The 19,469-nt window shown below is 35.0% G+C and carries 20 protein-coding genes; 16 read left to right on the top strand and 4 right to left on the bottom strand.

Features of this window, described 5'->3' with window-relative positions; genetic code table 11:
- Window positions 1–342: 342 nt before the first annotated feature.
- The 4 genes from CRO00_RS17655 to CRO00_RS17670 all read right to left on the bottom strand — a co-directional run bounded on the left by CRO00_RS17655 (window position 343) and on the right by CRO00_RS17670 (window position 4,286).
- Window positions 343–1,734, bottom strand: coding sequence for a nucleoside-diphosphate sugar epimerase (locus CRO00_RS17655; RefSeq protein WP_097074998.1), 1,392 nt, complete (start codon window positions 1,732–1,734; stop codon window positions 343–345).
- A gap of 184 nt (window positions 1,735–1,918) precedes the next feature.
- On the bottom strand, window positions 1,919–2,734 hold the full coding sequence (locus CRO00_RS17660; protein WP_097074999.1) for an anti-sigma factor domain-containing protein: 816 nt from the start codon (window positions 2,732–2,734) through the stop codon (window positions 1,919–1,921).
- Window positions 2,734–3,459, bottom strand: coding sequence for an RNA polymerase sigma-I factor (sigI, locus tag CRO00_RS17665; protein ID WP_097075000.1), 726 nt, complete (start codon window positions 3,457–3,459; stop codon window positions 2,734–2,736). Before sigI ends, CRO00_RS17660 begins: the two co-directional genes overlap by 1 nt.
- Before the next feature lie 107 nt (window positions 3,460–3,566).
- Window positions 3,567–4,286: a hypothetical protein gene (locus CRO00_RS17670; protein ID WP_097075001.1), complete on the bottom strand. Its 720-nt coding sequence runs from the start codon at window positions 4,284–4,286 to the stop codon at window positions 3,567–3,569.
- Window positions 4,287–4,574: 288 nt separating this feature from the next.
- Between CRO00_RS17670 and trhO the strand changes: the two genes are divergently transcribed.
- The 16 genes from trhO to CRO00_RS17750 all read left to right on the top strand — a co-directional run bounded on the left by trhO (window position 4,575) and on the right by CRO00_RS17750 (window position 19,399).
- Complete coding sequence (trhO, locus tag CRO00_RS17675) at window positions 4,575–5,528, top strand: oxygen-dependent tRNA uridine(34) hydroxylase TrhO (RefSeq protein ID WP_097075002.1); 954 nt, start codon at window positions 4,575–4,577, stop codon at window positions 5,526–5,528.
- A 160-nt stretch (window positions 5,529–5,688) separates the two neighbouring features.
- A complete protein-coding gene (gene aspA, locus CRO00_RS17680; RefSeq protein ID WP_097075003.1) occupies window positions 5,689–7,113 on the top strand; it encodes an aspartate ammonia-lyase in 1,425 nt (474 codons plus the stop codon).
- A gap of 105 nt (window positions 7,114–7,218) precedes the next feature.
- Window positions 7,219–8,241, top strand: coding sequence for a thioredoxin family protein (locus CRO00_RS17685; protein WP_097075004.1), 1,023 nt, complete (start codon window positions 7,219–7,221; stop codon window positions 8,239–8,241).
- Window positions 8,242–8,648: 407 nt separating this feature from the next.
- Window positions 8,649–8,912: a metal-sensitive transcriptional regulator gene (locus tag CRO00_RS17690; protein WP_097075005.1), complete on the top strand. Its 264-nt coding sequence runs from the start codon at window positions 8,649–8,651 to the stop codon at window positions 8,910–8,912.
- A 72-nt stretch (window positions 8,913–8,984) separates the two neighbouring features.
- A complete protein-coding gene (locus tag CRO00_RS17695; protein ID WP_097075006.1) occupies window positions 8,985–9,332 on the top strand; it encodes a rhodanese-like domain-containing protein in 348 nt (115 codons plus the stop codon).
- Window positions 9,333–9,344: 12 nt separating this feature from the next.
- A complete protein-coding gene (locus CRO00_RS17700) occupies window positions 9,345–9,641 on the top strand; it encodes a rhodanese-like domain-containing protein (protein ID WP_097075007.1) in 297 nt (98 codons plus the stop codon).
- Between the two features lie 49 nt (window positions 9,642–9,690).
- Window positions 9,691–10,248 carry a sulfurtransferase TusA family protein gene (locus CRO00_RS17705; RefSeq protein ID WP_097075008.1) on the top strand — a complete coding sequence of 186 codons (558 nt, stop codon included), beginning with the start codon at window positions 9,691–9,693 and terminating at the stop codon, window positions 10,246–10,248.
- Window positions 10,249–10,266: 18 nt separating this feature from the next.
- The gene (locus CRO00_RS17710) at window positions 10,267–10,662 is read left to right on the top strand and encodes a DsrE/DsrF/DrsH-like family protein (RefSeq protein WP_097075009.1); all 396 of its coding nucleotides are present in this window, start codon (window positions 10,267–10,269) and stop codon (window positions 10,660–10,662) included.
- A 68-nt stretch (window positions 10,663–10,730) separates the two neighbouring features.
- Window positions 10,731–11,858: an MBL fold metallo-hydrolase gene (locus tag CRO00_RS17715; protein WP_097075010.1), complete on the top strand. Its 1,128-nt coding sequence runs from the start codon at window positions 10,731–10,733 to the stop codon at window positions 11,856–11,858.
- Between the two features lie 12 nt (window positions 11,859–11,870).
- Window positions 11,871–12,098: a sulfurtransferase TusA family protein gene (locus CRO00_RS17720; RefSeq protein WP_097075011.1), complete on the top strand. Its 228-nt coding sequence runs from the start codon at window positions 11,871–11,873 to the stop codon at window positions 12,096–12,098.
- 3 nt (window positions 12,099–12,101) lie between these two features.
- Window positions 12,102–12,872 (top strand): sulfite exporter TauE/SafE family protein, encoded by a 771-nt coding sequence (locus tag CRO00_RS17725; RefSeq protein WP_097075012.1) that lies wholly within the window; start codon window positions 12,102–12,104, stop codon window positions 12,870–12,872.
- Window positions 12,873–12,907: 35 nt separating this feature from the next.
- Complete coding sequence (locus CRO00_RS17730) at window positions 12,908–13,297, top strand: DUF302 domain-containing protein (RefSeq protein ID WP_097075013.1); 390 nt, start codon at window positions 12,908–12,910, stop codon at window positions 13,295–13,297.
- 63 nt (window positions 13,298–13,360) lie between these two features.
- On the top strand, window positions 13,361–13,909 hold the full coding sequence (locus CRO00_RS17735; RefSeq protein WP_097075014.1) for a cupin domain-containing protein: 549 nt from the start codon (window positions 13,361–13,363) through the stop codon (window positions 13,907–13,909).
- Between the two features lie 112 nt (window positions 13,910–14,021).
- Entirely contained in the window at window positions 14,022–15,068 is a 1,047-nt protein-coding gene (locus tag CRO00_RS17740; protein WP_097075015.1) for a hypothetical protein, read from the top strand.
- Between the two features lie 19 nt (window positions 15,069–15,087).
- Entirely contained in the window at window positions 15,088–15,348 is a 261-nt protein-coding gene (locus tag CRO00_RS17745) for a hypothetical protein (RefSeq protein ID WP_097075016.1), read from the top strand.
- Between the two features lie 139 nt (window positions 15,349–15,487).
- Entirely contained in the window at window positions 15,488–19,399 is a 3,912-nt protein-coding gene (locus CRO00_RS17750) for a P-loop domain-containing protein (protein ID WP_097075017.1), read from the top strand.
- Window positions 19,400–19,469 lie beyond the last annotated feature (70 nt).

Below are 19,469 nucleotides of genomic sequence, written 5' to 3' on the forward strand. Positions count from 1 at the left end.
AAACAGGAACATTTGTGAAAAGTGTTCCTGTTTTTTTGATTTTAGGAAGTGGTATTTACAAGTAAACGATAAGATAGAACAGGGGAATTGGTTTATGGAAAACGGTTGGAAATCCGAAAAACCTGTCTTCATCCCACCCCTGAATCCAAAAGAGTCTGCGTGATTTTGGAAAAAACTGTATTAATCATTTTTATGAAGACAAAAATCAGCAGGGATATTAGTGAAATCTATCTTCATAGCGCCAATGAATCCAAAAAGAGCAGAAAAACCTCCTTCATCCCAGAGTTCATCTAATTTAGACAAACAAAAAACCGGACGTAGGTTGTCCGGCTTTCAGGTATACTATTCACTTAATAAATTTTGCAGTTTCTCATATTCTTCATTTCCGATAGCGTCATAATATTGATAAAGTAAGTCGGAATCTACTTTAATCGTATCTTTATGATTCAAATACAGTTGCTCCGTTAGATGGCGAATGATGATCGGGACGGGTTTGTTGTGGTTGAACTGATTCATATGCTTTTCAATAAACGTTTCTGATAGCTCGCACCACAAATTGTTACCTAGTGACTCAAAATCAACATATTGTAAATGAGCATTTAAAAAATCCTCAGTTAAATGTTCGTTATATTGACAGACGATGTTCCAATCCAGTTGATCACGGTAACGGTGTAGCCAGTGGGGTTCAAAGATTGCACTAATCAGTTGTACTTGCTTATCCGAATAGCCTTTGAAAATCGCATCCATCTCTTTATTGGAATGCTTTTTATAACCCATTTCGTCATAAATTTGGCTAGCTAAAGAGGGTATCCCTTTCACCATATGTTCACTGCCAGGCCACTTGTATTGACCACGATCATACTCGAAAAATTGGTATTCTAAAATTTCTTCTTCTTCCTCAATTTCGTCATCATCTAATAAATGGATGGTGCTATACTCACTAAAATACGTATCGTCTTCAATAAACAAATCAATTTCATCTTCAAAATGTTTATTCATTTTCACTTTTTGTCTGCGTAATTCATCGATAATATATTTTTTAAAGGATGCTGAAAGTCGAGATAAAACTGGATAATTGTATTGCAATGAAGAAACATCTAATTGATCTAAATGATCGATTAAATAGTTTTCAGTCAGCAAATCACAAGCGTAACAAACATAAGAAAAATCTACATAATCCAAATATGCCTCGAATTCATTTGGATGCAATTTGACTAAGTTGTAACGCCAAAAACAATAATCATGAATAAATTTTTTCGAAAAATTTGGGTTTGCCTCAAGTAATTGATTCATATCAAGGTCGTCAATAATCGGTCCTACATAGGAAGGAATCGATTTCACATCAAAATCTTTAGGAAAGTTTAATTTCTCAAGGGATTGCTTTGGTTTAAACTTTCTTCTACGATTTGGATGAGTTTTAAAACTATACGTACCGATTGAACCTCTTTCATCCAGTAAAATATAAGCAAGTTCTTGCTTTTGATCACGAGTTAATTTAACGTTTTTCGGAAATTTAACTGAGGCATAATATGTAATATTAGCCATATCATAAAAAAATTTATAATCACCCTCAGCAGTAAATTCGGAGCGAGACGAATTCTTTTTCCAATAAAGAAGCGCTCCGTTTATAGGAGGGTAATTAGAAAATTGGATATTGGCAATTGAAAAAATGTTATGAGATAGCGACTCATCATAAACGGTTTTAATAAATTCGATATTTTTAATTTTCAGCATCGTATACCTCCATTAAATCTATTATAAACGTTCAAATGAAATAGCAAAATAAAAAAGCATTAGAATATTAAGCGAAAAAAGAGAAAGAATGGTCCACTTTAATATATTATTTAAAAATAAAGACTAATAGAACTAGATATAATGAAAAATATTAAATTTAAAGGGAGGTCAAAATTGATCTCCCTTATTCTTCATTATTTTTTTGTTTGTTAGGCTTTTGTTCGTTCTTATTTTGAGGTTGTTTCGAGTTCTCATTTACTTTTTTCTCTTTTTCAACATGCTGCTGCTTTGCTTTTTCTTGCCCAGAAGGTGTTTGTTTTTCTTTAATATTATTATTTTGAGGTTTTTGCTGTTCTTTTGGTGGTACAGTTTTTTTATTTTCAGTGCTTGTTTTTGGTACAGACTTTTCATTATTTGGAGTTATCTCGTTTTTCGGTTGTTTCTCAATCATGTTTGTCTTATTTCGCTCTTGAGCAGGCTTTGTGTTTTGTTGTTTCTTTTCAACTTGTTTTACCGCTTTCTCAATTTTCTCATTTAACTTTGAATCTTTTTGTTTATCATATTTTGTTGTTATTTGAATTTCTCCATTTGGCGATATTTCAGCAATTGCACTTGGAATTACTTCATCTACCGGTTTCCCTTCAAAATGACTTAACTTAATGTCTTCATCATTGAGAGAACGTACTGAAACAACATGCCCCTTCTTATCTACACTTAATTCGATTGATTTTTCACCATCTAATTGAATGGTTGCATAGACATTATTTGATTGAAATAATGACGAGGTTAGGATCAACATAATTAAAGCAGCGACAAGTGCTGGTGCTAAATACTTAAATGTAAAACGGCGAGGGGAGGTAGTCATTAGTCGAAACTCTACTTCATCCCCAATATCAGCGTTTGCACGTAAAGGAATGCCACGAAGAAATTCACCTTGGCCTGTCATGAAAATCATATCATGTTTATTTTTTTCGCAAACAATTCCTTTGTACGTCCGCATTATATGATTTCTCCTTTTACATAATCTTTTAAATAAGTAAGGTCGCTGTTTAACAATAGTACAACCGCAATAATGTATTTTCGATGCCGTTCAATCGTTTTTCGTGATACTTCCACAAGCGACTCAATTTGTTTTATTGGTAATTTTTTAGTTTCTATTAAATAAGTATAAAGTTCATCGCTCTCTGCAATGATTTGTGCGATGTAAAAAGCAGTTTTCCTTGCATCAATATGTTTTGGAGAACTTTTTGTCAGCTCTTCAAAGGATAAGTTGAATTGAGCAAGAGTTTCTTTATAGACCACTAATTCCTGTTTTCTAGCTTCTTTTTGTTGAGTTTCTGTATATGTATAAATTGATTGATGATCTAAAATCGTATGTGATGATTCATCCTCATAAAGTAATTTTTCATTTCGAGCATTTTCTTTTCGAATGTAATCGACTAATCTGCGTTTAATGATTAGATGGGCAAAAGTAAGAAATGAAGCTCCTTTTGATGGTTCGAAAGTGACAATCGCATCGTGAAATGCACTCATGGCAATACTAAATTCTTCATCATGTTCATCAATGGATTTTTTACAAACAAATGATGCTGTTTTTTTCATAAATGAGGTATGGGCAATAAGGAGGTCATGTACAACCTCCTCGTTCCCTGCTTTTGCTAATTGAGCAAGCTCATTCATATTTTGTTTTTTATTAAATAGCCCATGTATTATAGACAAAAGCATACATACCCTCCGTTCAATCAGCGAATGCCTTGATTGTATATGGCTTTCACGGAAATGAAAAGCGGTTTTTATATATTGAAATAATATTTTAATATTATTGGATGATTTTACTCTTTATTTTTACCAGCATGTTTTTCAGCTTTATGCTCAGCTTTTAACGCTTTTGATTCTGCCTTATGTTTTTCTTTCAGTTCTTTTTTCTCTTGTTTGTGTTCTTCTTTAAGAGCTTTTTCTTGAGCTTTTGTTGATTGTTTTGTTGTTTCCTTAACTACTGGTTCTGTAGCAGTAGTAGTAGTAGTTGTTGTTACAGTTTCTTGTTTTTTAGCTTGCTTTGCTTCAAATTTCTCAATTGCTCTTTCTGCATTACGTAAAATGGCAGCTTTTGCTTTTTCGTTACCAGCATTTTCATATGCTTTCTTTAATGCCACTAAGTTGCCAGCAGTGTAACCAGCAGGAATTGCAGGGAACTCTGAAATTTGGTTGTTATCTTCAGTTGTTGTCACATCATCAGTTTGATTAGTTTCTGTATTGCTTTCAATCGTACCATCTTCTGTTGTTCCAGTTACCTCTGATTCGTTGCTTTCATCGGCTTCTTTAATAATTTCGCTTACATCAATTACTTCTGTTTCGTTTTGTTCAGTTGTTACATTTTCTTCAGCTACAACATCAGTAGAAGTGTTTGTTGTTGCATCACTTTCTGTTGTAGTTACTTCAGTAGTTGTTTCCTCATCAGCACTGAATAGGGTTTCGTCTGCTAGTGCAAAGCTTGAACCCGCGATCGTTAATGATGCTACGATAATTGCCACGCCTGTTTTTTTGAATTTCATAATAAGTCACCTCTAGTTTGTATTTGTCCAATTTATCCTCGGACACTTATTTATTCGTAGAGTGATAGAAAGTTTATGGGGGTCGGGTGAAAAAATTTTTTTAAAAATAATTTCAAACTTATGACCGAGGGAAATCAAATAATTAATATGTTATAGTATAAATGTAGTTTTAATACTTTTTATGGTGGTCAAAGGAAAAACACCGCTCTTTTTTATGTACATTAAAGTATTATTCAAAGAAACTATCAGGTTATATCCTGCAAATATACATGATAGGTGGAATAAAAAATGAATTACCAAGTTTTACTTTATTATCATTATACAAATATAGAAGATCCGGCTGCTTTTTCTGCGGAACATTTACAAGAATGTAAAGCATTAAACTTAAAAGGCAGAATTCTAGTCGCTAAAGAAGGAATTAACGGCACAGTGTCAGGTACAATTGATGACACAAATGCTTATATGGAAATGATGAAAACGAACCCATTATTTGAAGGGATTGTTTTTAAAATTGATGAAGCAGAAGGTCATGCGTTTAAGAAAATGCATGTTCGTCCACGTCCAGAGCTAGTTAATTTGAGTCTTGAAGATGAAGTCAATCCTAAAGAAATTACAGGTCGATACCTTTCTCCTGAACAATTCTTTGAAGAAATGCAACGTGAAGATACAGTTGTGCTTGACGTGCGTAACACTTACGAATATGAAGTGGGGCATTTCCGTGGGGCAATTCGTCCAGAAGTCGAAACGTTCCGTGATACACCAGATTGGGTACGTGAAAATCGTGAACTATTTGAAGGAAAACGCGTATTAACATATTGTACTGGTGGCATTCGTTGTGAAAAATTCTCAGGCTGGTTAAAACGTGAAGGCATTGGGGAAGATGTTGGACAACTTCATGGCGGTATTGCAACATACGGGAAAGACCCGGTCGCAAAAGGTCAACTTTGGGATGGTCAAATGTATGTATTTGACGAAAGATTAACTGTTCCGATTAACCAAGTGGAGCATGTTGTCGTTGGGAAAGACCATTTTGACGGAACTCCTTGTGAGCGTTATGTAAATTGTGCCAACCCAGAGTGTAATAAACAAATTTTATGTTCTGAGGAAAATGAGCACAAACATTTAGGCGGCTGTACAATTGAGTGCTCTAAACATGAACGAAATCGTTACATTGTAAAACATAATTTATCGGAAGAATTTGTACAACAACAAATCAAATGGCTAGAGGAAACACTAGTCTAATATGATGGAAGGGACTTATGAAAATAGGTTCCTTCTTTTTTAATTTTTCTTTTAATTTAAAATACTTTCTTTCTACAAAATTTATGTTAATCTAATAATGAGATAGGTTTTATCTAGAAATTAGATTAATTATAATGGTCAAAAAAGGGAGAATCATATTATGGGTGCAACTGAATTTCGTATTGAAAAGGATTTTCTAGGGGAAAAACAACTTCCGATTAATGCTTATTATGGTGTTCAAACAATGAGAGCAGTTGAAAACTTTCCAATTACGGGTTATCGAATTCATCCTGAACTAATTAAGTCTTTAGGGATAGTAAAAAAAGCTGCAGCACTTGCAAATATTGAAGTGGGCATGTTAGATAAAAAAATTGGTCAATTTATTCTACAAGCATGTGATGAAGTCATTGCAGGAAAATGGAATGATCAATTTATAGTGGACCCGATTCAAGGGGGAGCAGGAACTTCCGTCAACATGAACGCAAATGAAGTGATTGCAAACCGCGCTCTTGAACTGATGGGCGAAGAAAAAGGGAACTACAAAATCATTAGTCCAAATACGCATATCAATATGTCTCAATCAACAAACGATGCATTCCCAACAGCAACACATATTGCTATTTTAAGTTTATTGAACGAACTAATTGAATCAACAAAAACAATGCATAGTGCGTTTGTTACAAAATCAAAAGAATTCGCAGGCATTATTAAAATGGGCCGTACTCACTTACAAGATGCTGTGCCAATTTTATTAGGTCAAGAATTTGAAGCATATAGCCGTGTAGTTGGTCGTGACATTGACCGCATTTCGCTATCAAGACAACATTTATATGAAGTAAATATGGGCGCAACTGCAGTTGGTACAGGATTAAATGCAGACCCAACTTATATTGATGCAGTCGTTCGAAACTTAAGTGAATTAAGCGGTTTACCATTAAATCGTGCAGAACATTTAGTCGATGCAACACAAAATACAGATTGCTATACAGAAGTTTCTGCTGCGTTAAAAGTATGCATGATCAATATGTCTAAAATCGCAAATGACCTACGTTTAATGGCATCAGGTCCGCGCGATGGATTATTTGAAATTATTCTTCCTGCACGCCAACCTGGTTCATCGATTATGCCAGGTAAAGTGAACCCTGTTATGGCGGAAGTGGTAAACCAAGTTGCATTCCAAGTGATGGGGAACGATTTAACAATTTCCCAAGCTTCTGAAGCAGGCCAATTTGAACTAAACGTAATGGAACCAGTATTATTCTTTAACTTAATTCAATCCATTTCGATTATGAGCAACGTATTTAAAACATTCACGGAAAAATGTTTAGTCGGCATTGTGGCAAATGAAGAACATTTGAAAGAATATGTTGAAAAAAGTGTTGGGATCATTACAGCAGTAAACCCTCATATTGGTTATGAACTCGCTGCGCAAATTGCCAAAGAAGCCATTGCAACAGGTCAATCTGTTCGTGAACTTTGCTTAAAATCCGGCGCATTAACAGCAGAACAACTGGATCAAATTCTAAATCCATATGAAATGACTCGCCCTGGTATTGCTGGTGGAAGAGGTTTAGTAAAGCAATAATAGATTCAAGAAAGAACTCATGATAAAAATGGGTTCTTTCTTTTTTTATGGTAAAATTGAACTGGTTATAAAGATATAGTTTATGAGGGGGAATATTGTAAAAACATGAAAAGTAAAACATACATCATGATAATCTTTGTGTTAATCGGCATCATTTTTTCTTACATTGGTTACGATTTATATAAAGATTCTAACGAAATTACAGTAAATGATATTGTGTTAGGGATAGAGGAAGAATACCAAGCGGATCTTTTAGTAGAGAAAGAGGCCAAAAAGGAACTAGAAGAGAGACGTACATACTCAAATACGATAGAAAATGTTGAAGATTTAAGAAAAAGAATCGACCAATTTATTCATGAGAAAAAGTTTTCTGTTAGTGGAACTGAATTCATTTTTAATCAAGAATTTTCAAGAGACTCTATGGAAGAACTTTTTGGGTCACCTAAATCTCTTTATGCCGGTTACGATGATACGTATATTTATCATGATTTTTCGTTAAATATTAAAAATGACAGATTAAATGGAGTTGAATACCATTCGTTAAATTTAAGTGAACAAGAATTATTACAGGAATTTGGCGAACCAGATGATACGAGGTTAGGTCCTTCTGGCGTTACTATATACAGCTTTATAGAGTATATTCGTGAAGACATTGCAAATGGCGATAATTTACTCATACTTGATTTCTCTATTAAGAATAATAAAGTAACAGATCTTGCAGTAAATATCGACAATGGTTTCATTTCTAAGGACCAAATCCCATCTTCAAAAAGTGTAAAAAATGAAACGCAAAAGGTACAAACCAGTAAAAAATCTGGTTCTGTCAATGAGATATCTATACAAGAATTAGAAAGTACAATTTCTACCGGTGGAGGTATGTTTGTTTACTTCTATAATCCAACCTCTGTACATAGTCAAAATATGACACAAAATTTAAGTGGAATTGTAAAGGAAATGGATAGTAGCATTTCCCAAATTGATGTGAGTGTTTTTAAAGATGCTTGGGATCAATATGGATTAGAAGCAGTACCAACTTTAATTTATTTCGAAAATAATATGGAAGTAAATCGTTTAGTCGGTGCAGCACAATTGGATGTAACGAAACAATTTATTAAATCAAATCAGTAGTGCCGCAGCCAACTAATATTCAGTAAAGAGGGGTGTTCGATATGTAACAGCTTAATAATCGAAAAGCAGAAAAAATTGAAGCTGTGACCTTTGCCGATTTGCAAATGCAAGAAAGCGATATTGAAATAATTTTAAGAAATAGAAAAAATGACGGAATCTAATTCAATCGAAAAAATGTTGAATAAAATCATAGAATTTAAAGGAGTTCTACATTTTAATAGACAGGGAACACCTGTTAAAATAGAAATAGATGAAATAATCTTTGATGATTAAAGCAATGAGAGGAACAAACCTTTTGTTGCTTTTTTTAAGTTAGGATATAGTTTTTTGTTGACAACATACCTATAGGGGTATATTATTAGAGCTATCAGCAAGAGAAAAACTTAAAAAAGGGAGGGGCAGTACAATTGAATACGTATGATGATAAATTAAAAAACCGAATTAAACGTATTGAAGGTCAGCTTCGTGGAATTTTGAAGATGATGGATGAAGGAAAAGATTGTAAAGATGTGATTACTCAACTATCGGCTGTCCGTTCTGGCGTTGATCGTTCAATTGGCATAATCGTGAGTCAAAACTTACTTGAATGTATTCAAAACGCAAATGGAGATGAAGAAGTGCTAAACAGCTCCATCCAAGAAGCAGTTAATCTTTTTGTAAAGAGTCGTTAATTTCGACTTTTTATTTTAAATCATATAATACCCATACAGGTATTGGTTTTTTAAAAAAGTGAGGTGTAGTAAATGGAAACATGGATAATCTTAGGGATGTTAATTATTTTTCTAATATGGCGATTACGACCAGTTAAAGGTGTAAAAACAATCTCAACATCAGAATTAAGTACTATAGTAAATGATCAAAATAAAATATTTGTCGATGTTCGAACACCTGCTGAGTATAAAGGACGCAACATTCGCCAATTTAAAAATATCCCATTAGGCTCGGACTTCTCAAAGCTTCCAAAAGACAAAGAAATTATTGTGATTTGTCAAAGTGGCATGAGAAGTTCCCAAGCATGTAAGCAACTTAAAAAATTAGGCTATGAACATGTAACAAATGTCCGTGGTGGTATGAGTGCATGGAGAAACTAGGAGGTTATGAAAATGAAAGAAATTAACGCAACAGAAGTGCAACAACGTCTAGAAGCTGGAGAAAAATTAAATATCATTGATGTTCGTGAAGTTAGTGAAGTGCAAGCAGGGCATATTCCAAATATTCTTCACATTCCACTTGGTTTACTTGAATTCCGCCAACATGAACTTGATAAAAATAAACCTTATATTATGGTTTGTCGTTCTGGTGGTAGAAGTGCTCAAGCAACGCAATATTTACAAAGCCAAGGTTTTAACGTGACAAATATGACAGGTGGAATGCTTGCTTTTGAAGGTAAGATACAATAAATTTTTTTAAGCAAAATAATACCCTTTGAGGTATAGGAGGTTCTGAACAATGTCATTAAAAGCAGATGTTCAATTAGATGCAAAAGGTCTCGCATGTCCAATGCCTATTGTGAAAACAAAAAAAGCAATGGATGACCTAATTGATGGACAAATTTTAGAAGTAGTCGCAACAGATAAAGGTTCAAAAGCAGATTTAGCTGCATGGGCAGATTCAGTGGGGCATCAATTCATTGGAACGATTGAAGAAGAGGACATTTTAAAGCATTATATTCGAAAATGTTCAAACGAAATAATAGAAGAACAACCGTTTGAACATACCATTTCAATCAGCGAACTTCAAACCCTTAAAAGTGGTGTCCTTTTAGATGTTCGTGAAGAAGTGGAATATGCATTTGGTCATATTGAAGGGGCAAAATCGATTCCTCTGGGAGAACTAGAAGATCGATTAAACGAGCTAGACAAAGAACAAGAAATTTATATCGTTTGTCGTACTGGCAAGCGTAGTGATTTGGCTGCAAGTAAGCTTGCTGCAAACGGATTTACAAAAGTGTTTAATGTCGTACCAGGAATGACTTCTTGGAAAGGCAACTTATCCAAAAACATATAAAAGTAGGAGGAATTTATAATGTCTAACAAAGTAGCGATTATTGCAAGTAATGGTGGGGTTTTTGACGCGTATAAAGTATTTAATATTGCCACAGCAGCAGCTGCAACAGAAAAAGAGGTAGCAATTTTCTTCACTTTTGAAGGGTTAAACTTAATTCACAAACAAGCTATGCATGCTGTACCATTACCAGAAGGAAAAGAACATTTTGCAGAAGGATTTGCTAAAGCGAACGTTCCATCCATTCCTCAATTAGTTGAAATGGCACAAGAACTTGGTGTGAAATTTATTGGTTGCCAAATGACAATGGATGTAATGGGTTTAACAAAAGATGATTTTATTGATGGTATTGAAGTGGGTGGAGCAGTAACGTTCCTTGAATTTGCGAAAGATGCATCACCAACTTTAACGTTCTAAAACGAGTGGAAGGGTCACACCTTCCACTATAAAAATACTTTAAATAATACCTATGGGGGTAATTTGACATGACAGTATACAAAATGACCGCGGCACAAGTTGCTCGTAAAGTAATCGAAAATAAAAAAATGTTTATTTTAGATGTTCGAAATCACAATGCATTTGAAGATTGGAAAATTGAAGGTCATCAATTCCAACATTTAAATATCCCATATTTTGAATTGTTAGATGGGGTAGATGAGATACTACCAAAAATCCCAACAGATCAAGAATTGTTAGTCGTTTGTGCGAAAGAAGGCTCTTCCGTTATGATTGCAGACATGATATCACAAACTGGTCGAGATGTTTATTATCTTGAAGGTGGTATGAAGTCTTGGAGTATGTATTTGGAGCCAATCAAGGTAGGCGATTTAACAGGCGGTGGGGAGCTTTATCAATTCGTCCGACTAGGGAAAGGTTGCCTATCCTACATGGTCATTTCTGAAGGGGAAGCTGCCATAATCGATGCAGTTCGTTTTACAGATGTATTTATTAATTTTGCTAAAGAAAAAAATGTAACAATTAAACATGTTTTTGATACACACTTACATGCTGACCATATTTCAGGTGGACGTCAAATTGCCGAAATCACAGGTGCGACTTATTATTTACCACCAAAAGATGCTGAAGATGTAGTATTTGGCTATACAGCTCTTGAGGACGAATTAACGGTGCAAATTGGTGCATCACAATTAGAAGTCGGTGCTCTTTATTCACCAGGGCATACAATTGGTTCGACATCATTCATTGTAGACGGGAAGTATTTATTAACGGGCGATATTTTATTTATCGATTCAATTGGCCGACCTGATTTAGCCGGAAAAGCAGAGGATTGGGTAGGAGATCTTCGTGAAACACTTTATCGACGCTATCGTGAACTAGCAGAAGACTTAATCGTTCTTCCCGCGCATTTTATGATTATCGATGAAATAAACGAAGATGGTACAGTAGCAAAACGACTTGGTGATTTGTTCAATGAAAACCATGGATTAAATATTGCAGATGAAAAAGAATTTCGTCAAACCGTGACAGAGCACCTTCCACCACAACCTAATGCGTATCAACAAATTCGTCAAGTCAATATGGGAAGAGTGACACCAGATGATGAGGAACAAACTGAAATGGAAATTGGTCCAAATCGCTGTGCAGTAAGATAGGAGAGTGAAAACATGAAAGTAGAAAAAGTACTAGATGCAAAAGGGTTATCATGCCCGATGCCGATTGTTCGGACAAAAAAAGAAATGGACACTTTAAATTCGGGTGAAGTCTTGGAAGTACATGTTACAGATAAAGGTGCATTAGCAGATATACCAGCTTGGGCGAATGCTGGGGGACATACAGTGTTGGAACATCGTGAAGAGTCAGATGCTATTAAGTTTTTCATTCAAAAAGGCTAACTCATGGATATCAATTATATTGCCCTGCTTTTCACGATTGGGTTCATAGGCTCGTTGCTGTCCGGCATGCTTGGAATCGGTGGGGCGATTGTAAAATATCCGATGCTTTTAATGATTCCTCCACTGTTCGGTTTTTCAGCATTAAGTGCCCATGAGGTATCTGGAATAAGTGCGTTAGATGTTTTGTTTGTGTCACTGGCTGGAGTGTTAGGTTTCCGAAAAGGTGGCTTGTTAAATAGTTCATTAATTATCGTAATGGGGGTTGCAGTGTTATTCGGTACAATGATTGGAAGTTTCGGTTCTAGTTTTTTACCCGATAGCGCTGTGAACCTTGTCTACGGGATTTTATCTTTACTAGCAGCAATTATGATGTTTATTCCTAAACAAGAAGAAATCCAGGTAGAAGAAGTGACGTTCAATAAACTACTTGCAGCCCTATTAGCATTTATAGTTGGTATCGGCTCAGGAATCGTTGGTGCAGGTGGAGGATTTTTATTAATACCAATCTTGTTATTAATCTTACGCATTCCAACACATATGGCGATTGCCTCAAGCCTTGCCATAACGCTCATATCTTCCATTGCGGGGTCCGCAGGCAAAATGATAACAGGACAAGTCAATTATTCTGTAGCAGCCATCATCATCATCGCTGGTATTATAGCCGCGCCAATTGGGGCAAAAATAAGTCAGAAGATGAACACTAGAGTTTTACAAAGTATTTTAGCTGTACTAATTTTAGCGACGACGATTAAGATTTGGTTTGACCTTTTATGAGTTGACCCATACTAATGAAAAAAAGGTTGAGAACTATGACGTTTCATTACACAGTAACTACACAAAAAACAATTGATGAAGCCATTGCGTCAATCGAAAAAAATCTAAAAGAAAATGCATTTGGAATTCTTTGGCACCTTGATTTGACCGCAACATTACAGAAAAAAGGGGTCAATTCCTACACACATCCCTATCACATATTAGAAGTGTGCAATCCAGTTGAAGCTGCGAAAGTTCTTGGACATAACCCACTCATTGGCTATTTTTTACCGTGTAAAATGGCGGTTTATGAAGTGGAAGGCGAGGCAAGAATCGGCCTTACGAAACCAACTGTTATGCTTGGCTTGGTGAATGATGCTGAATTACAAATGATTGCAAAAACCATAGAAGAAGTACTAATAGATGTAATTGAAAAAAGTAAATAATATTGTACATTCCCGAAACCATTTGCATAGTATATTTTTATCATGTGTGAAGGGATTGAAAAAATGTACTATCCTAATGGTTGGCCATACCAAAATGCATATTATGCGCCAATGGTTCAATACGGTATGCCACGATATCAATGGAATCCTGGGTACGCTCCCGGATATGAACAATCATCGAATGTTGCGGGTATGATGAGGGACTATGGCGGAAATCCGTACGTAGTGGATATGAATGAGGTTACAGTTCAAAATAACAACTTTCGTACCGCTTTATGGACAGGGAAAAATTTACAACTCACTTTAATGAGCTTAATGCCTGGTGAAAGTATTGGATTAGAAATGCATCCCGATGTTGATCAATTTTTACGGGTTGAACAAGGGTTAGGCATTACGCAAATGGGCCGAAATAGAGAGCAATTAACCTTCCAACAATATGTAGAGGATGATTCAGCTATTTTTATCCCAGCTGGTACTTGGCATAACTTAACAAACATCGGCAATATTCCACTTAAACTCTATTCTATTTATGCACCACCAAACCATCCAAAAGGCACTGTCCATCCAACAAAAGCAGATGCAATGGCTGCAGAACAAGAAAATCATTATTAATTTTTGAAGAGCTTTGGTTGATACTAAAGCTCTTTTTATATTAACTTCCATAATCATCCAACAATTGTTAAAATAATTCTGAGGGGCTATATTTTACGATTGGGGGTTAATAATGAAAAAACTATTTGTCTATATCTTCTGTGCAATTTTACTACTTTTTAACTTTTCTCCTGCAACAGGACAGGCCAAAAGTACTTCTTTAACACTATCAACGAAGGATTTAACGTTTTTAGATGTCACACCAAATGAAGCAGTAACAAAGTCGATGAACAGAATGGTGAAACGTTACCCAAAATTAGAATTTTCCGAGTCTGAGGGAGATTATTACACCGGCGATCCAACGCAAAATATGAATTATTTCCTAAAATTTTATACGGACAATAAAAAACGGACAGTGGGAGTCCTTTATGAGCAGTTCAATGAGAAGAGACCCGGCATGAAATTTGGGACAAGTAAAGGCATTAAAATTGGTAGCACGATGCAAACTGTCCGCGAAAAGTATGGGAAAAATAACTATACTGAAAAAACAAGTAGTGACCCTAGATACAATTATGTTGACTTTACGTATCCAATAGTATTAAAAGAAACAAAGCAAAAGGGAACGCTAACTTTTACAATGAGATACCTAGTGGGCAGTAAAAAATCTTCTGCCACTGTGTATGGTGTTGAGTACAAAGTCGAAACTTTAAAGGAACAAGCATCTCCTCGTTTACTTTCAGAAATGACGCTAGCGCAATTAAAAGTGGAGTTAAATAAAGCACTTAAAAAAGTAGGCGAGCCTGCTAGAATTAAAGATTTCAAAAAGGTCAATATGGAGGACTACGGTTTATCAGGAACTGTTTATGAGTACAATTTCACTTCTTCCATCTCCATAATCGTAGGGATTGAAAATAATAAGGTGGCTTCACTTGGTATAATGGAAGGTGGCAACAAACTATATCCATCAACAAAAGTGAAGAACATTCAAGCTGCAGCCATCATCGCAACTAATAAAATAACGGATTACCAAAAAATTCAACAAGAACTCGCACGATCAATGCAATTAATTAAAACGGGGCAAAAAGGGATGATCATCGCAGACGGATTGAGTTACAACTTACTCATTCAAACGATCCCAGAACTTCCGCTATTAAGTTATACATTTATGATTGCAAAATAATATTTTGGGAGAGATTAGAATGGACAAAACTACTTTAGAAGAACTAATCCGCAACTTTAACGAAGAAACGGGGAAAAGTGAATTTTACACAGTGGAACTTATCCGATTTTATAAAGGAAAATATGAAACTGATCCAGATACTGGCTCGAACATTACCTTTGCTCAAATCTTAAGTAGAAATGCAACGGAGTTAGGTGTTACCAAAGTGATGGACAATTGTAGTGTTACTATTGATGGGGAGAACACTACTTCTGCAAAATGGCGTATTAATTTAGTTTAATAGGAAAACAGCTACCAAAATCAATTTACTGGTGGCTGTTTTTTTGTTATCACCTCATAATCACTCTAAATTGTGACAATATCAGTCTAATCCGATTTATAATAAAGGGTACGAAACTTCACAAAAGGAGGTCTGCCACATGACATACCCTTGTCCAAAATGTTCGAAAGCAATGGAACCAATCCATGAAAAACTATTATGTTACGATTGCAATTTGTTCATGTCGAAACAAGATTATGAAGAATTAAATATCGAATGGTATGAAAAGATCTCGAAAAATGATGCTCTCCGTATTCAAGAGCTTGAACTGTTTCCTAGTCTAATTGCTCATGAATACCAGCGCATTTTTGATTTATTAGATAAAGGCCAAACATATGGTGCGTTCCTTCAATTAAAAGACATGCTTGAAGTGATGATTAAATTCCCAACTTGTCTAGCACTTGCAGAAATTTTTAAAGACAATCCAAATAATGACTACAACCAGTTGCTCATTGAAAAACCACTTGCTCTAGGGGACTGGGAAACGATTGCTCAAAAATTATCAAAAGAGCCGAATCTCAAACCTGATTTGAAAAATGTTCTTGCCCATATCGTCAAACAATTTAGGGACGAAAAGAATTTAATTGTCTATTGGCGAAACGAGAAAATTGGCCATGGTGCATTAGCTTTTGATTCCGATTCCGAATTTATTGAGGACTTCCAAAATAAATTAACGATGATTAAAGACCATTATGAAACCTATCAATCTTATTATTGTAAACTACATTTATTTTTCGAACATAATGGTAAACAAATGAGCTTAAAAGGGACCGGCATTTTTGAAGGCTTGCCGGATGAGTACATACCTGTAAAAAGTGACGCACTCAATTTATTTCCCTTTATGTTGATTGATGCAAAAGGAATCTATTTGTTTGACGCTTATTATTCTCGTAAACAATATAGTGCGATCTTAAATTACCCAAATGGGAAGAAAAATAAATATCAAAATGAGGTCAATCATTGGTTTTCTCGTGTCTACCATCAGATGAACTCCCACGAAGAATCTTTTGATGAAATCGCAACCTTGTATGATGAAACCTATTCTGCGCTTGAGGCAAAAATCTTAGATCAAATGCAGGAAGTGGAAGACTTTGTCAAACCAACGTATGCTTTTAAATGGCTGAATAAGGCGATTACTGAGAAGGATCGGGGAGTTTTTCTCATGCAGTTAGAGCGGGGAATGGGGAAAACCGTATTTGCTCGTAGTTTGGATGAGCATTCCTTAAATGAATGGAAGAACGATGAATTTTCAGTTAGAGCCTACTATATTAATGATTCATTTCGCCATTCACCAAAGAACTTTATGCTGCACGTGAATAGAATACTCCGACAAAACAAGCAAGAAGAGTTTGTGATTGAAGGAATCCACTATATGAGTGACGAGGTGGAAAATCCAAAACAAGCTTTTGCTAGTATGTTAAACACTTTGAAAAAGGAACATGAACGTTATTTTCATAAACAAAAATTATTATTCGTCATTGATGGGTTAGATGAATTAATCATTTCAGCAGAAAGTTCAATTTTTGACTTTATCCCTGAACCAGAAAGTTTAGATGAAGGGGTTTACGTTTTATTAACATCAAGATCAGATAAAGAACTGTCACCACTAAACTTAGCATACCTACAACAATTGACGCTTACGAAAAATGAATCTTGGGAAAAGACAAGTTCGGATTATAGGGAAATCCTCCAAAGATATATAAAGAAACATATCTTTAAAAAGCCGGACCAAAAGCTCTCCGCCATTGAATTGGACAAACTAAATGAAAACATCCAACTTTCGGAAGGGCGCTTTTTATACATTAAAGCATTAAAGGAATTGTTGTCAGATAACCTCGATAATTTGAATGAAATGGCACTGGATGAGAAGTTATTTGATCTGTATCTGTCAAAATTACAATATTTATATGGCGATAAATATTTCCAAAATATTAGCCGTTTGTTATATGTACTTGCCATTTGCCGTGAACCCGTCACATTGCAGGAATTAACGATTTTAATAGGGGAAGACAAGCCTACTTTCAAGTTACTAGCCTACTTAATGGATTTGCGAGGATTTATCAAAGTAGAGAGAAGCTACCGTGGCAATCTATTTTCTATCTCTCATACAGAATGGCGCAATGAAATTAAGTCTCGCAATCAAAAAGAAATTGCATTGCTCATCAAAGATTGGTTGATGATTCTTGAAACTACAACCGTTGAACAAATTGATTTCCACCATGATGCCGATGATGCGTTTATGTATTTGTGTTGTCATATTGGTGAAGATGCGAAATTGTATAGTACAGAGGAAGATGTAAAGCGTAGCCAAGGGGAGAACGTGCTGCAATTAATGATAGAATTGCTGCGCATCTCTAATACATTCAACCCTCTTGAACATGTATTGAACCGAATGATTGCATTATGTGAAGTATTGATACCGCAAATCGAATCTCCTGAAATTCAATACTATTACATTACAAAATTAATCGAAACGAACCAATTAGACGAGGCCTTTCTGAAATGCCAAAGCATCCTTGAAGGACAGGTACAATTAGAGGACAATGAAGCTTACCACTTTTACCAGGCCCGCAGCTATCTCTATTCATTGAAAGGGGAAAGTGAGAAAGCTTTTGCCGATAATGAGATAACGATTCAAAAAGTAAAAGGTGTTATCGAATCTTTAAAGGATATGGAAGCCATTGAACCACTACAAAGTATGTTAACAATGCTTTATTCAAATAGTATTGAATATTATTTTGAAAATAAAAATTATGCAAAAGCAAAAGAGCTGCTTGATGAACGCCTATCGTTTTATCAAAATAATAATAATGCAAATGTAAATGACTATATTTATTTACTAGAAAAACAAATGCGCCATGCCTTTTTTACAAACTCCGAACATGTGAATGAAGCACTCGAAACATTGAAAGAGGCCATTTTGCAAATAGACGAAAATCATTATAATTATGAAAATATATTATTGAGTATCCATCATATGGAAGCAGAGTTGAGTAGGAAAAAAGATCCCCATTCTGAACTTGAAGCCTATGATCAAGCATTACAATACATCCATTTCCAACAAAGTATAGGAATGTCTCAAACCAGTTTAACAATCCATAAAGCAAGAACGTTATTTGCAAAATGTCTTCATCTATCAAGACAAAAGAAAACGACTACGGACATTTTTGATTTAATCAATGAGGCTATCGAAAGTACAGAACCATTGAAAAACCAATTTGTATTCGCACTGAATTTAATGGAGCTTTATGCGATGAAATTAGGTAGTTTCACGAGTCAAGGAAGATATGAAGACGCAAATGAAGCATTCCAAAACCTAATGGAAACAAAACTTCATCTTCAACACCAATTAAGTAATGTAAGTGACAACTCATATAATGATTACTTAGGTAGATGCCGTAATATTTGGAGAAATTTATATAAAAATGCTACCTCTTTTAGTGAAAGGGGCAATCAAAAAGAAGCAATCCAATATTATCGAATGTTTTTAGAGTTTATCGATGATTTACATGGAGAAGTGGGCAAAAAAGATGCTGAGAAAGGCTGCAATGCATATATTAATTTATTCACCTTGTTGAATCTAATTGGAGAAACTGAAGAAAGCTATCACGTCATTGAACGAGCGCTTTTATTCTGTGATTATGTGGAAGAAAATGAAGAAACGATGGAGAAACTAGCTGATATTTACTTAGCAAGTGGACTTAAGGCTTGTGATGAGGAAAATGTTGATATGGCATTAGAACGGTTACAAAAAGCGTTGAAATGTTATATGAACACATCAAAAACACAAAAGCCAATCGCTGCTTACTACATTTCTTGTTTTAATATCCATTTATATTTAGGAATGTGTTATATAGAGTTAGACGATGAAACTTCCGCAATGGATCATTGCATCGCAGCTACGTATTTATTTGATCAATTAGTTTCAAGAAAGCATGAAATTTTACAAGAACACTTTGCGATATATGAAGAAAATAATCGATTGCTATTAGAATTTCTTTCTGAAGAGTAAGAGAATATACAAGCTCGCAAGCTAAAAAAGAGAGCACCCTTTCCAATAAAGTTCGGAAAGAGTGCTCTCT

This window comes from Ureibacillus xyleni, assembly GCF_900217795.1.
Taxonomy (GTDB): Bacteria; Bacillota; Bacilli; order Bacillales_A; family Planococcaceae; genus Ureibacillus; species Ureibacillus xyleni.

Bases quoted from the DNA above. Each gene is read 5' to 3' on its own strand.
- CRO00_RS17655 (WP_097074998.1), bottom strand. From the start codon at position 1,734: ATGCTGAAAATTAAAAATATCGAATTTATTAAAACCGTTTATGATGAG.
- CRO00_RS17660 (WP_097074999.1), bottom strand. From the start codon at position 2,734: ATGCGGACGTACAAAGGAATTGTTTGCGAAAAAAATAAACATGATATG.
- sigI (WP_097075000.1), bottom strand. From the start codon at position 3,459: ATGCTTTTGTCTATAATACATGGGCTATTTAATAAAAAACAAAATATG.
- CRO00_RS17670 (WP_097075001.1), bottom strand. From the start codon at position 4,286: ATGAAATTCAAAAAAACAGGCGTGGCAATTATCGTAGCATCATTAACG.
- trhO (WP_097075002.1), top strand. From the start codon at position 4,575: ATGAATTACCAAGTTTTACTTTATTATCATTATACAAATATAGAAGAT.
- aspA (WP_097075003.1), top strand. From the start codon at position 5,689: ATGGGTGCAACTGAATTTCGTATTGAAAAGGATTTTCTAGGGGAAAAA.
- CRO00_RS17685 (WP_097075004.1), top strand. From the start codon at position 7,219: ATGAAAAGTAAAACATACATCATGATAATCTTTGTGTTAATCGGCATC.
- CRO00_RS17695 (WP_097075006.1), top strand. From the start codon at position 8,985: ATGGAAACATGGATAATCTTAGGGATGTTAATTATTTTTCTAATATGG.
- CRO00_RS17700 (WP_097075007.1), top strand. From the start codon at position 9,345: ATGAAAGAAATTAACGCAACAGAAGTGCAACAACGTCTAGAAGCTGGA.
- CRO00_RS17705 (WP_097075008.1), top strand. From the start codon at position 9,691: ATGTCATTAAAAGCAGATGTTCAATTAGATGCAAAAGGTCTCGCATGT.
- CRO00_RS17710 (WP_097075009.1), top strand. From the start codon at position 10,267: ATGTCTAACAAAGTAGCGATTATTGCAAGTAATGGTGGGGTTTTTGAC.
- CRO00_RS17715 (WP_097075010.1), top strand. From the start codon at position 10,731: ATGACAGTATACAAAATGACCGCGGCACAAGTTGCTCGTAAAGTAATC.
- CRO00_RS17720 (WP_097075011.1), top strand. From the start codon at position 11,871: ATGAAAGTAGAAAAAGTACTAGATGCAAAAGGGTTATCATGCCCGATG.
- CRO00_RS17725 (WP_097075012.1), top strand. From the start codon at position 12,102: ATGGATATCAATTATATTGCCCTGCTTTTCACGATTGGGTTCATAGGC.
- CRO00_RS17730 (WP_097075013.1), top strand. From the start codon at position 12,908: ATGACGTTTCATTACACAGTAACTACACAAAAAACAATTGATGAAGCC.
- CRO00_RS17735 (WP_097075014.1), top strand. From the start codon at position 13,361: ATGTACTATCCTAATGGTTGGCCATACCAAAATGCATATTATGCGCCA.
- CRO00_RS17740 (WP_097075015.1), top strand. From the start codon at position 14,022: ATGAAAAAACTATTTGTCTATATCTTCTGTGCAATTTTACTACTTTTT.
- CRO00_RS17745 (WP_097075016.1), top strand. From the start codon at position 15,088: ATGGACAAAACTACTTTAGAAGAACTAATCCGCAACTTTAACGAAGAA.
- CRO00_RS17750 (WP_097075017.1), top strand. From the start codon at position 15,488: ATGACATACCCTTGTCCAAAATGTTCGAAAGCAATGGAACCAATCCAT.